Annotated in this window: 11 protein-coding genes; 4 read left to right on the top strand and 7 right to left on the bottom strand. The window is 45.2% G+C overall.

From position 1 onward, the window contains the following. Positions 1-66 precede the first annotated feature (66 nt). A complete protein-coding gene (locus tag ACFQ3S_RS05750; RefSeq protein ID WP_377162392.1) occupies positions 67-3,231 on the bottom strand; it encodes an ATP-dependent helicase in 3,165 nt (1,054 codons plus the stop codon). 77 nt (positions 3,232-3,308) lie between these two features. Beyond that, a complete protein-coding gene (locus ACFQ3S_RS05745) occupies positions 3,309-3,488 on the bottom strand; it encodes a hypothetical protein (RefSeq protein WP_377162196.1) in 180 nt (59 codons plus the stop codon). A gap of 51 nt (positions 3,489-3,539) precedes the next feature. On the opposite strand from ACFQ3S_RS05745, the gene ACFQ3S_RS05740 reads away from it, so the two are divergent. Continuing rightward, positions 3,540-4,043, top strand: coding sequence for a cupin domain-containing protein (locus tag ACFQ3S_RS05740; RefSeq protein ID WP_377162194.1), 504 nt, complete (start codon positions 3,540-3,542; stop codon positions 4,041-4,043). A 22-nt stretch (positions 4,044-4,065) separates the two neighbouring features. On the opposite strand, the gene ACFQ3S_RS05735 is transcribed toward ACFQ3S_RS05740, so the two are convergent. The 3 genes from ACFQ3S_RS05735 to ACFQ3S_RS05725 all read right to left on the bottom strand — a co-directional run bounded on the left by ACFQ3S_RS05735 (position 4,066) and on the right by ACFQ3S_RS05725 (position 6,795). Next, a complete protein-coding gene (locus ACFQ3S_RS05735) occupies positions 4,066-5,067 on the bottom strand; it encodes a hypothetical protein (protein ID WP_377162192.1) in 1,002 nt (333 codons plus the stop codon). 81 nt (positions 5,068-5,148) lie between these two features. After that, positions 5,149-5,958, bottom strand: a complete 810-nt coding sequence (locus ACFQ3S_RS05730; RefSeq protein ID WP_377162190.1) for an alpha/beta fold hydrolase — start codon at positions 5,956-5,958, stop codon at positions 5,149-5,151. A 27-nt stretch (positions 5,959-5,985) separates the two neighbouring features. Next, a complete protein-coding gene (locus tag ACFQ3S_RS05725; protein ID WP_377162188.1) occupies positions 5,986-6,795 on the bottom strand; it encodes an SDR family NAD(P)-dependent oxidoreductase in 810 nt (269 codons plus the stop codon). Between the two features lie 190 nt (positions 6,796-6,985). Between ACFQ3S_RS05725 and ACFQ3S_RS05720 the strand changes: the two genes are divergently transcribed. Next, positions 6,986-7,111 carry a DUF1304 family protein gene (locus ACFQ3S_RS05720; RefSeq protein ID WP_377162186.1) on the top strand — a complete coding sequence of 42 codons (126 nt, stop codon included), beginning with the start codon at positions 6,986-6,988 and terminating at the stop codon, positions 7,109-7,111. Between the two features lie 259 nt (positions 7,112-7,370). Here ACFQ3S_RS05720 and ACFQ3S_RS05715 read toward each other — a convergent pair whose 3' ends face one another. Next, positions 7,371-8,828 (bottom strand): sialate O-acetylesterase, encoded by a 1,458-nt coding sequence (locus ACFQ3S_RS05715; RefSeq protein WP_377162184.1) that lies wholly within the window; start codon positions 8,826-8,828, stop codon positions 7,371-7,373. A gap of 308 nt (positions 8,829-9,136) precedes the next feature. Here ACFQ3S_RS05715 and ACFQ3S_RS05710 point away from each other — a divergent pair, with 308 nt between their 5' ends. Continuing rightward, the gene (locus ACFQ3S_RS05710) at positions 9,137-10,486 is read left to right on the top strand and encodes a M20/M25/M40 family metallo-hydrolase (RefSeq protein WP_377162182.1); all 1,350 of its coding nucleotides are present in this window, start codon (positions 9,137-9,139) and stop codon (positions 10,484-10,486) included. 143 nt (positions 10,487-10,629) lie between these two features. Beyond that, positions 10,630-11,166 (top strand): transposase, encoded by a 537-nt coding sequence (locus tag ACFQ3S_RS05705; protein WP_377162180.1) that lies wholly within the window; start codon positions 10,630-10,632, stop codon positions 11,164-11,166. A 188-nt stretch (positions 11,167-11,354) separates the two neighbouring features. Here the strand turns inward: ACFQ3S_RS05705 and ACFQ3S_RS05700 are convergent, their stop codons facing one another. Then, the gene (locus tag ACFQ3S_RS05700; protein ID WP_377162178.1) at positions 11,355-12,146 is read right to left on the bottom strand and encodes an ABC transporter permease; all 792 of its coding nucleotides are present in this window, start codon (positions 12,144-12,146) and stop codon (positions 11,355-11,357) included. Position 12,147: the final 1 nt, after the last annotated feature.

Raw genomic sequence — 12,147 nt, 5'->3', positions numbered from 1 at the left:
ATCTCCTGACCACCGACGACTATGACTGTAGCCTGTTGTCTACAATACCTAACTGCCACTCTCCCCCTACTCCTCCCCACTCTCCAATATCCCGCCAGCCTGCTTAAAATTACTCCGCACAAAGTGGCACCAGTCGCAGTCCTTTTTGCCGCAGCCGGTGGTAAAGTCGTGGGCCATAATTTTAGTGTAGGTTTCGGTGAGTTGCTTGGTGACTTCCAAAACATCTTCGGGCATTACTACAATCTTTTCTTTGTGGTACTCACCTTCATTAATGGGTTCAATAAAATCGAATACGGTACTGACTACCTGCCAGTCGCGGCTGCGGTCGTTGTCTATCAGCATTTTGTAGAAAACGGCTTGTCGCCAGTAGTCGCCGCCGTTGGGGTTATCGGTAGTGGGGCGTATGAGCTTTTCTTTGGCGTATTTCAGCTTGCCGGTTTTATAGTCGACAATGGTGGCCTGCTTGCCGTTAAACTCAATTTTATCCAGGTGACCTTTTACCGGCACGCCGTTAATCACCACATGGCGGATGGGCAGTTCTACTAAAGCGATCTTGTTCCACTGCAACAGGTTTTGCTGGTAAAAGGCCGGCAGTATCTTATCACCGTAATCCATCCGCAGGCCAAATTCTTCTTTGGTAAAGGCATCGCGGTTGCGGTACATAAACCACCGGAACTCACGTATAAAATCATCCACTGGTGGAAACACGCTGTCGCTCTTGGTCATTTTATCGAACACCTTATACAAGGCATGGTGCACGGCCGACCCAAAGGCCATAGCCGGACTTTTACCCGCCGGTACTCTAATCAAATTCTGAAAGTAAAACTTCAGCGGACAATCCAGGTAACTGTTCAAATGCGTAACCGAGAGCACATAGTTTTGCAACAGCTGGTTAATATAGTTCTTATCGAGCAGTTGCACCACCGGCTTATCGTCTTCGGTAAACTGGGTGGCAAAATAGTTCATCAGCGCGTCTTCGTGCACCTGCGGGTATTGCACCTGCAGATGACTGGCGGCCAGTATTTCGCCTACAAACTGCGAAGCTTCCTGGTCTTTTGCGTTACGGTCTTTGGTAGAATAGGATATGTTGAGGCATTGCTTGGCACGGGTAATGGCCACATAAAACAACCTTCGCGATTCCTCCTGCTGGGCCGTGTTTTCATCGCCGGTAATTTGCATCAGTGTATCGGGGAAACTAAAACCGTTGTTGCGGCCCTTGGCATCCCATATTTTTTTGTTGCAGCCAATTAAAAACACATGCTCGTACTCCAACCCTTTAGAGCCGTGAGCGGTTAAAAAATTAACCCCGTTTTCGGCATGGATCACCTGGTTTAGCTCCAGGCGAATGTTGTTGCGCTTCATGAGCTCAATGGTGAGCATAATGTCTTTCAGGGTAGCATCCGGGTTTCGGTGGGCTTCATTGCGCACAAAATTGAACAGGCTGGTGAGCACCTCCATGTGCCAGCCCTTATCCACCTGTTTAAGCACATACCTCAATATATTTAACGAGGTAATTACCCGCTGAAAAAATACCTGCAACGTCACACTTACCGACATTTTAAGCAGGTCTTCCAAACTACTCACCAACTGGCGCATTTCGGCCTGCGGATCGGGCGCATCGAACAAGTTGCCCTGACGCGCAGGTTTAAGTTCGCTTACATAACGGCGGATGGAAGTCTTTTGATCATCATTAGCTACATTGTAATTAGCTTTGGATACCGCAATACTAACCTTGGCAATTTCAATGGGCGGCACTTCAAAAAAATCATAATGCATGATTTCGAACAGCAACTCATCGCCACTGTAAGGCGAATCCATTTCCATAGCCAGGTACTGCAACAGGTTGATGATCTTTTCGCCAAAGGGCAAGCCCAGTATGTCAATTTTACGGCGGGTATTTACCGCTATGTGGCGGGCATCCAGGTAGTGGATCAGTTGCTCCACCTGGTTATGGTTCCTGTAGATCACCGCAATTTCGGATGCATCGGTGCCACTTTTAATGAGGTCTTCTATCTGGTAGGCCACGTCAACCAGTTCATGGTCTGGGTTGCTGTACTCGCTAATAATAGGGTCAACCTTGGCCAGCTCAAAACGCGGGTGGGCAGCCTGCAGGTTTTTATCTAACCGCAGCTGGCTTGTTAAACGCTCGTTATTATTGTTGATCAACACGCGCGATATATCCAGTATCGCTTGGTTCGACCGGTAATTTTGCTTGAGCACAACCGTGTGCAGGGCATCCACATAATCGCCGGCAAAATCCAAAATATTTTTCATGTTAGCCCCTTGAAAACGGAAGATGGACTGGTCATCATCGCCCACCACAAACACGTTGGGGGTATCCCAGTAAGCCAGTATAAATTTCAACAACTCGTTTTGCGACCCGCTGGTATCCTGAAACTCATCCACCAAAATGTACTGGTAGCGTTCCTGGTAACGGCGCAACAGGTCCTCATTATCGCCGAAAGCACGCAGCACCCAAATAATCATATCGTCGTAATCGTAATTACCACGCTCTTTCATTTTAGCTTCGTAGTTGGCAAATTCGCCTACGGCGCAAAGCAGTTTGGCCATAGTTTCCTTGGCCGCATCAATATCCTTTTGCTTTAGGTCGCCTTTTTGGATGCCTTTGGCCGCGTTAGGGCGCTTATATATAAACTCATCGCGGTTAGGTAAATCGTCAATGTATTCCTGCACCGCTTTCTCTATCATATCCAGCTGCCAGTTCTCCCGTTTCATGGTGCTGAACAGGCTTTTCAGGCGGGGTACATCGTAATATATTTCGCCGGTAAAACGCTTTAACAAATGGTCTTTGCCAAACTCGTCTACCAGTTCGCGAAACAGCATGGCGCCGTCCAAATCGGTCAGGGGTTCCAGGCTCAGCTTGCCAAAGTAGTCGAGGTTTTCCTGGATGATCTCGTTACAAAAAGCGTGGAACGTATAAATGCTGATGCGGTAGGCATCGGGACCAATAAACTCGAACAACCGCTTGCGCATGGCCACGGCACCAGCATCGGTATAAGTTAAACACAGGATTTCGTTGGGCTGTGCATCGGTCTCCAGCAGGATCTTGCCAATGCGGGCGGCCAATATCTGCGTTTTACCGGTACCGGGGCCGGCTACTACCAAAACGGGACCATCTACCTTGTTCACGGCAGCTAATTGCTCGTCGTTTAGTTGGGCCAGTATATCTTGAAATTTCTGATTGTATTTTTCGGAAGCGGGCTGTATCATCACAAAAGTAAAGGTAGTGATTTTGGATGTGTGGATGTGCAGATTTTAGATGTGCAGATGAGGGAAGTTGGAAGCCTTTATTCAGGAGTAAGGAGTACTTGATCTTCTATCTTCGATCCTTCTTCGGGCGTTTCCCTATCCTGCACACAAGGCCCTCGCTGCGGGCAGGCTATGCGCTCATACTGCACAGGCCATAGCCACGGGCCGGTATCCGCTACTATCCTTAACGCAAAAACAACCCCGTAATCAACACACAATCAGGCGGTTTATTGTTACTTACTACACAGTAACAGAACAATCAACAGCTTATGGAAAACTTAATTAACCATTTCACCACTTCAAACAGCCAGGAAGGTACTTGCGTTTCGGTGGTAGGCGATACTTACCGCATCGTAATTTCAGGCAAGCAAACAGGAGGCGCCTACGCCCTTATTGATATGCTGGTACCACCAAACGGCGGCCCCGGACCCCATGCCCATGCGCAGGTGCAAGAAGCTTTTTACATACTCGATGGCGAAATTGAAGTTACCACCGAACAAGGCACCTACACCGCTAAACCGGGCAGCTTTGTGAACATACCTACAGGTGGGTTAATTCACCAGTTTAAAAACAAAACTGATACCCTGGCCCACATGCTGTGTATAGTTACCCCCGCAGGTATGGAAGAAATGTTCGAAGAAATTGGCCAGCCCGTTGAATACAATACTTTTTTACCCCCACCTGTCATGGGGCCCGATATATTAGAAAAGTTTAAAGCTATTGCCGAAAAGTTTGGCCAGCAACTCTATCCACCCACTTACTTCGACAAGTAAACATGATAACAGTGCTATACTACTAATGATGAAAGCCAAACGAAACCCCGGCGGCTAAACCCACCGTAAAATAGCCATAACTATCCTGAAAAAATATATTGTAATCATCCTGACCGCGGTAGCCGCCGCCTGCCATGAGGGCTACGTTTTTCATGAACGGGAACTGGTAATAGTAAATGGCGTTGATATTAAGCCGCTTGTTGATTTGGGCAATGTTATAATTATTGTACTTATCCATAATGTACTGAAAGTCTACCTGTAGCCGCATCCAATTATTAAAAGTGCGCTTGGTGGCGTCTACTTCATCGGTATAAGCACGGGTTAAATTATACAGGTAACTCCCGTTAAGGCGTACAAAACCATACTGGTTTTTAAGCGCTTTAGAGTAGCCCAGGTTAAACAAACCGGCATGTACCTCCAGTCCTAAACTTTTGTACTGGTTAGCTATCAGGTTATCCTTATCAACCCGTTTGCCCCGGGTGTAGGTCAGCGTATAAAAGTTGGTGGTAAACTTACCGCTGTCGCGGTTAAAGGTCATATCAGGATTCAACGTTGGTCCGCGGATACCGTTAGAGTGATGCGAATACGATAGAGACAAAAAAGAAGGCTTATAATAGTTGCGGTTTGTCCGCATATACAAAGTGCCGCCCGGCATATAACTGGGCGATTTTACCGGCGCGCCCTGCGTAGCCAGTAACCGCAACTTTACCCGCGGATTAAACACGAATGAGAAACGCGATTTAGCCGTATTGAAAACCACGAAGTTCCCGACCAGATCGGCCACCAATTGCGTAGGTAGCACATTTCCGTACTCGTTACCAAAGGTGGAGAGCCGGGCATTTTGAAGATATATACGATTAAACTCCTGGTTTATATAGCGGGTAGAGCGTGCAGTGTCTGTGCTATCTTTTAAATAAGATGAATTGGCTTGAGCCTTGCTTGTACTGCATAATAAATTACAGCAAAAAGCGATTAGTAAAAGCTTATAAATTATACGGTATAAATTTAACGGGGATGCAAACATGGATAACAACGTTGTTGCTTATATACGCTGCTAAACCCGTATTGGGTTTTACACAGTTGGTAAAAAACCGGCAATCCCACATTATTTCCGTTCAATAACAAGCTTCAATGTTTCTGCCAGCCAGCCCGGTGATTCCAGTTGATATAAGTGGCCCATACCATCGGTAGTTATTAAGCGGGCATGCAACGGTAAGTTGGGCATGGTATCGGCTGTGGTCATTTTATAGGTAACGGCAGGATCTTCTTTCGATGCTATCACAGTAATGGGCAATGTTAATCCCTTTGTTACATCGGCAATAGAATGGTTCATGCCTTCTTCTAACCACCAGCGCCAGGTGTTATTATCGGTTATGTACTGGGTATCTATGGCAAGTTCGTGCTGGTTGGTAGTGAGGGGCAGTACAGTTCCGTTCTTTATGGTGGTAGCGGCTTCTTCGGCATTAGGGTGATTGAGCATGCGTTGCTTCTCATTTTCGGGCATGCGCTCTATGCTTGGCGGAGATGGCGCTAACAAGATAAGTTGTTGCACGCGGCCCGAGTCACCTTCGTTAGCGGCAACCTGTAATGCAATTTTTCCACCCATAGAGTGCCCAACAAGCACATAGTTAACCACACCTAAATTGATTAACTGTTGCTGCACATAAGTAGCAAAGCCTTCAATAGATGGCTGCGCTAACATAGGCGAACCACCAAAACCGGGCTGGTTAATGGCAACGCATTTATAGCTATCTTTTAAAATATTAACTACCCATTGCCAGCTTAAAGCCGAACCTCCAAAGTAGTGCAAAAAAACTATAGTGGTTTCGCCAGTGCCGTTTACAATAGCTTTATTGGCCGATAGGGTATCGTTCATGGGTGTATTTATAAATAGCATGCCGTAAGTAACGGGCATGCTATTCTGAAAAAATTACTCCGTTTATTAAAATGCTGATTCTACCGCGCCACCGTCTACCCGGTAATTGCTGCCATTTACAAAGCTGGCTTGTTCTGATGATAAAAATGCGATCACAGCGGCCACTTCCTCCGCTTTACCACGACGGCCAACCGCCATGTGCGGGCGTTTGTTTTTAAGGAACCATTGTACGGCTTCTTCTTTAGAGGTACCCTTTTCTTTTGCCAGTTCATCCATCATGGCATCGGTCATGGGGGTTTCTATATAAGCAGGAGAGATACAGTTGATGAGCAAACCCTCTTTAGAGTAAGCACGCGACAAGCATTTCGATAGGTTGATGATCCCGGCTTTGCAAGCATTGTACGGGCTTTCTTCTTCGTAAGGCTGGTAAGCATTTTCGGATGCTACCAGCACCAGCCTGCCCCAGCCTTTTTGCTGCAATTGCGGGATAAAAGCACGGCATACGCGTACCGCACCTAAAAGGTCGATATCTATGGTTTGCTGCCAGTCTTCATCGGTAAGGGTTAAAAAATCGCCTGCTGCGCCACGGGCACCTGCGCAGTTGATAACGATATTGGCACCGCCTAATTCACTTTGTACTTTGGCAGCCAGTTCTAATACGCTTTCATTCTTTCCTAAATCGCACGCAAGAGCCAGCACTTTTATATCAGCAGCCACCGAGCTTACTTCTTTGGCTGCTTCGTCCAGGCTATCCTGATCTATATCGCTCAATACAATATGCACACCCTCGGCGGCCAGCAATTTAGCGGTAGCCAATCCTAAACCCGAATCGCCCCCGGTAATAACGGCAACTTTTCCTTTAATATTTAAATCCATATCAATTGTAATTTTAACTTTAGCTTAAATCATCCGTTGATATGAACTCTTTTATGATCAATAAGTTTCAGTTTTAAGTTTGTTTACAAGCAGCTATCTACTCTTTAAAGTTGTAACCCTCAAACTGATGCTCTTATGTTTTAGGGCGTTATAATGGTTGTTATATTCCCCTTGGTTTTGGTTGGGGTTGGTGGCAGCCGAACATCTGTATATTTTATGGATAGAAATGTTTACCTGGGAAACCAAAGGCACAAGCACCTTCACATCCTTACCCTGGCATTTATTTGAGCCAACCAAAGCACTTTCGGCTAATTAGGGTTTGTACAATGGCCTTTTAGCAGCAGGCTTAATTTGGCTTTATTCATTACCGATACATTATGGTGTAAAAATATTACCCTGTTCTTTTTATGATACGTTATTGTTGCAGCGTTATATGGTACGTTGTGTAAGCTATTTGCTGTTCAGCCTAAGGATGGTGGTATCAACAAGCTGTGCAAAGCAATGTGGTGCAATAATAACAACAATCGCAGGCTGTAATATTATAAGTCGTGAAATGAAGTTATAAACTATCGAATCTATTTCTTGTACTCCCATTCCAAGCCATTAGTTCTGAATGGTACGGCTGGTAAACCTGCCTCATTCACCAAGTTTGGCCGGGCAATTTCCGTCCAGGCAAAGCGGGCGGTAGTAGGTTTACTCACAGCGGGACTACTGAGTATAATGGTATTTCCAGAAATTTTAGCGTCCGCATCCACAAACTGACCATCGGCACCCGCAATGGTGAAAAATGCAGGCGAATGCTGGTCGGCGGTTTTTAGTCCGGCGGCATTGGCGAAGGTTAATATAACCTGGTTGTTTTTTACCTGCATGCGTTGGTAAACCGGTCCGCTGTAGGTGGTAGCCTTAAACCCATAATCTTTAGCCAAAGCTACAAGGGCCAGCCTGCGGCCCACTTCCCACTTGTATGAGGGGTGGATGTTGGGCAGGTCGTCCACCAGGTCGGTCACGGTAATGAAATCAGTAAAAGGTATCCGTGCCGATTGTACTTGCTGCTCCCAAAACAGTGGCAGCGTTTCGGTGGTGTGCGGCACCTTGTCTTTACGTTTGGTGTAATAATATGGGGCTATCAGTACCGAATAAAACGGCATTTTAGCGTTGCCCCATTGCTTGCGCCAGCTATCTACCAGTGCCTGCATTTTATCGGCATAACGCATGCCGGGTTCATTCATCATGCAGTTACTTTCGCCCTGGTACCATAAAAAGCCGTGCAGGGCAAACGGGGCAAGCGGCTCAATCATACTTTTATACATGCTGCCCGGTATTACACCGTCAATTTTAAGGGTGTCATGCGCGGCTTCTTCGGCAAAGGCAGGTAAGGCTGCATAACCCGAAGGTGGTGTCCAGGGTTCAATCCTACTGCCTCCCCACGATGAACTGATGATACCGATGGGCACCTGCAGCTTAGCCTGCAGGTTTTTAGCAAAGTAATAGCCTGCTGCCGAGATTTGCTCCAAGGCCTCACCTCCGCTTTCGTGCCAGCCGTTGGTAGTCACATCGGGCAGGCTCAGTTTCTTTTCTACTTTAAACAGGCGGATGGTAGGATTGGTAACGGCCAGTTCCAGTTCGGTACTATCGATACCCTTTGCCGGTTTGGTATAGCCTTTCATCAGCTTCATGGTATATTCCATGTTCGATTGGCCCGAGCATAACCAAACCTCGCCTACCAGAATATTGCTGAGTTTCAGGGTGGAGGTATCAGAGGTAATGAGTAACTCCTGCGGCTTACTATTAGCCGCAAGGGCGGTCAGCGTAATTTTCCAGTAACCGGCGTTGTTGGCCTTGGTGGTTTTACTTTGATTGCCAAAAGTTATTTTAACCATTTTACCGGGGGAAGCCCACCCCCAAATAGGTACCGGTTGGTTGCGCTGTAAAACCATATTGCTGCCTATTACCTTAGGCAGTTTTATTTGCGCCAATGTGGTAAGAGTTAATGTGGCAAGCAACAGTACGAGCAGGTATTTTATTGAGTTCATATAAGTTGGTAATTGGTAGCTAAATGTAGTGGTTTAAATTGTAAAAATAAACCGGATCATTTTTGAAAAACTGGGACAGCGTTGCCTTGGCGAAAAATCTATCAGCAATTTCTGATATGGATTTAGCCCAATGCGGTTAAATGTATTTTGAAGTGAAAATATGCGGTTAAATGGATTTATATGTGATTCTATGAAGCGAAAAACACATGATATGATAGCTATAAAGGCTTCAAAGTAAAAATCTTGTTTCTTGGGTCTTTTTTCTTGAAGCTAAGCCTTATCTTGCTATGGTCAAATTCCTGCATTTCATGAAATTAAAATTTTTACTTCCTTTACTGTTTGCTGTACCAGCCATGGCGCAAACCACCGTTAAAACCGATGCCGCCATTAAGCAAATGGACGATGAAGTATCATCGCAGAATATACAAGCCATTGTTCGTAAGCTGGTTAGCTTTAAAACCCGTCATACCACCAGCGATACTACCAGCAAAACCACCGGCATTGGGGCCGCCCGAAATTGGATTAAGGCAGAGTTCGAGCGCTATGCCGCTGCTTCTGGAGGTCGAATGAAGGTAGAATTCGACACCTTTACCCAACCCGCAGGTGGTCGCATTAGCAAGCCCACGGTATTAAAAAATGTGCTGGCTATACTCAAGGGCACCGATCCTAATGATACGCGAGTGTACATGGTATCGGGCCATTACGATTCGCGCGTAAATAATGTAATGGACTCAGCATCAGTAGCTCCGGGTGCAGTTGATGATGCTTCTGGCACGGCTGTTTCTATGGAAATTGCACGGGTTATGGCCAAGCGCTCGTTCCCGGCTACCATCATATTTATGGCGGTAGTAGGCGAGGAGCAGGGTTTAAACGGTTCGGGGAACTTAGCCAAACGCGCCAAAGCCGAAAAATGGAACATAGATGCTTTGCTTAATAACGACATTGTAGGCAATACTATAGGTATGGAAAATGGGATCAAGAATAATACCAGTATCCGGGTTTTTAGCGAGGGCATACCTTCTACCGCTGCTGGCGATACTCGTGTAATTGCTTCATTAATAGGTAATGGTGGCGAAAACGATAGTCCGTCGAGGCAATTGGCCCGCTATGTTAAAGAGGTGGGCGAACGCTACGTGAGTCACCTGGATGTGAAGATGATTTACCGCCGCGACCGCTTTTTGCGCGGAGGCGATCAAACGCCTTTCCTGCAAAACGGCTTTACCGCCGTACGCTTCACCGAAATGAATGAGGATTTTAACCGTCAGCATCAAAATGTGCGTAAAGAAAATGGCGTTGATTATGGCGACATGCCCGATTTTGCCGATTACGACTATATTCAAAAAGTAGCCCGCATGAACCTGTCGGTACTGGCTAACCTGGCAATAGCACCAGCGCAGCCTCAAAATGTAGGCGTGAGCACCAGCGGTTTAACCAATAAAACCACGCTGAAATGGGAAGAGCCCAAAGCCGGTAAAAAGCCAGCCGGTTATTATATTTTAATGCGCGAAACCATCAACCCCTACTGGGAAAAGAAGATTTTTGTGACTGGAAACGAGTTTACTTCAGATTATTCCAAAGATAATTACTTCTTCGCCGTACAATCGGTTGATGCCGATGGACATGAGAGTTTGGCAGTGTATCCAAAACCAGTAAGATAAGAGGAGAGCCGTAGAGACACAATACTTTGTGTCTCTCTTGAAATGTTTTACTTATCAATGGCGAGACACAATACTTTGTGTCTCTCTTGTGTTTACCCATCAATGGCGAGACACAAGGTGTTGTGTCTCTACAAATTTTTTAAATGGAAGAAGAGAAATTTCAGCAAAAATATCGAACTAAATCTTTTCGAAGGCTTTTTTGGGATTATGGTTCGCATGGCTTATATTTTATAACCATTTGTACCCATGAGCGTAATCATTATTTTGGAGAAATTGAACAGCAAAATTCTGAATCTCCTTTATTGCAGGAGAAAGAGATCGCTACAATCGCAAAACAAAATTGGCTTACTATCCCGCAATATCATAATTACATAGAACTGGATGAATTTGTGATTATGCCTAATCATATTCACGGTATATTGTTTGTTAACAAACCGGGTAAAACCACCTGGAATTTAAATCAATTTGGGGCGCAATCGCAAAATATAGCATCGGTTATCAGGGGATATAAAGCTTCGGTAAAAAAGTACGCCACATTAAACAAAATTGATTTCGCCTGGCAATCCAAATATCATGATCGGGTAATTCGGGACGAAAATGAGTACCAGAATATTAGGAATTATATTTACAATAACCCAGCAAACTGGGCATCGGATACGGAAAATATTCACCACCCGTAGAGACACAATACTTTGTGTCTCTCTTGTATTTACCTATCGGATGGCGAGACACAAGGTGTTGTGTCTTTGCGGGCGTTTTAATTGACGGTAGCGAGACACAAGGTGTTGTGTCTCTACAAAGAAATTAACAAAAAAAGAGACCCCAAACGGCGTCTCTTTTTTTATTGTATGATGTGGTTAAGGTGATGCTATTTGATGCTTTTACGTTTTACAATAAAGTACCCGGCAACGTACACTACGGCTGCTATGGCCAGACTAACGCCTACTTCTTTGGTTAGCATGTCGAGGCTGTTACTACTTTTCATTTTTTTAGACATGCCCATAATGGAGAGCAATGGCTGCGAGTATGGGAAAGCATAAGCATATTCCCATTTAGCGGCAGTAACCAATATAATACCTACAATAGTGCCTAAAAAACCAATACCCATAGGCTTTAAAAAGTCTTTCCAAATGAGGCTCATTACAAATTGTATGGATAGGATGCCTAATGAGGCCAGGAATAATTTAGCATAAACCTGGAACAGCTCGCCTTCCATGTGGTAACCACTGAATTTAAGTTTTGGCTGTATAACGCCTAATAAGTTACCAAAGCCTATGGTTAACGTGGCAAATAGGGCTAAGCTCAGGAAAAGTAAAAAAACGGTATAAACATACTTGGCACTATAAACCGACCATTTAGGTATAGGCAGCGTAAATAAAGTCTTCCAGGTGTCTGATTTGTGTTCGATATTGTTGACCGAATAGGCTAAAAATATGATAAACATAGGCAGTAATAAAGTACCCATTATGCCCATGGCAATGCCAGCAAACTGACCCCACAGCATTTGGGAGGGCATTTTCATTAGCTTGGCATAGTTTAGGTAAAAGCCTATACTTACCAAAAACATTAATATGAGTGGTAATAATACGGCACTCCAAAAGCCTAACGTATTGCGGCTCTTGTAAAATTCTGATTGCAGCGAGAGTATAAATCCTTTCATG

It is taken from the genome of Mucilaginibacter terrae, from assembly GCF_042679325.1.
Taxonomy (GTDB): Bacteria; Bacteroidota; Bacteroidia; order Sphingobacteriales; family Sphingobacteriaceae; genus Mucilaginibacter; species Mucilaginibacter terrae.
Note: the sequence above shows the minus strand (reverse complement) of the source record. Positions and strands in the feature narration are given on the sequence as shown.

What these genes read in the sequence shown, in the direction of transcription:
- ACFQ3S_RS05750 (WP_377162392.1), bottom strand. Translation starts at nt 3,231, where the DNA reads ATGATACAGCCCGCTTCCGAAAAATACAATCAGAAATTTCAAGATATA.
- ACFQ3S_RS05740 (WP_377162194.1), top strand. Translation starts at nt 3,540, where the DNA reads ATGGAAAACTTAATTAACCATTTCACCACTTCAAACAGCCAGGAAGGT.
- ACFQ3S_RS05735 (WP_377162192.1), bottom strand. Translation starts at nt 5,067, where the DNA reads ATGTTTGCATCCCCGTTAAATTTATACCGTATAATTTATAAGCTTTTA.
- ACFQ3S_RS05730 (WP_377162190.1), bottom strand. Translation starts at nt 5,958, where the DNA reads ATGCCCGTTACTTACGGCATGCTATTTATAAATACACCCATGAACGAT.
- ACFQ3S_RS05725 (WP_377162188.1), bottom strand. Translation starts at nt 6,795, where the DNA reads ATGGATTTAAATATTAAAGGAAAAGTTGCCGTTATTACCGGGGGCGAT.
- ACFQ3S_RS05715 (WP_377162184.1), bottom strand. Translation starts at nt 8,828, where the DNA reads ATGAACTCAATAAAATACCTGCTCGTACTGTTGCTTGCCACATTAACT.
- ACFQ3S_RS05710 (WP_377162182.1), top strand. Translation starts at nt 9,137, where the DNA reads ATGAAATTAAAATTTTTACTTCCTTTACTGTTTGCTGTACCAGCCATG.
- ACFQ3S_RS05705 (WP_377162180.1), top strand. Translation starts at nt 10,630, where the DNA reads ATGGAAGAAGAGAAATTTCAGCAAAAATATCGAACTAAATCTTTTCGA.
- ACFQ3S_RS05700 (WP_377162178.1), bottom strand. Translation starts at nt 12,146, where the DNA reads ATGAAAGGATTTATACTCTCGCTGCAATCAGAATTTTACAAGAGCCGC.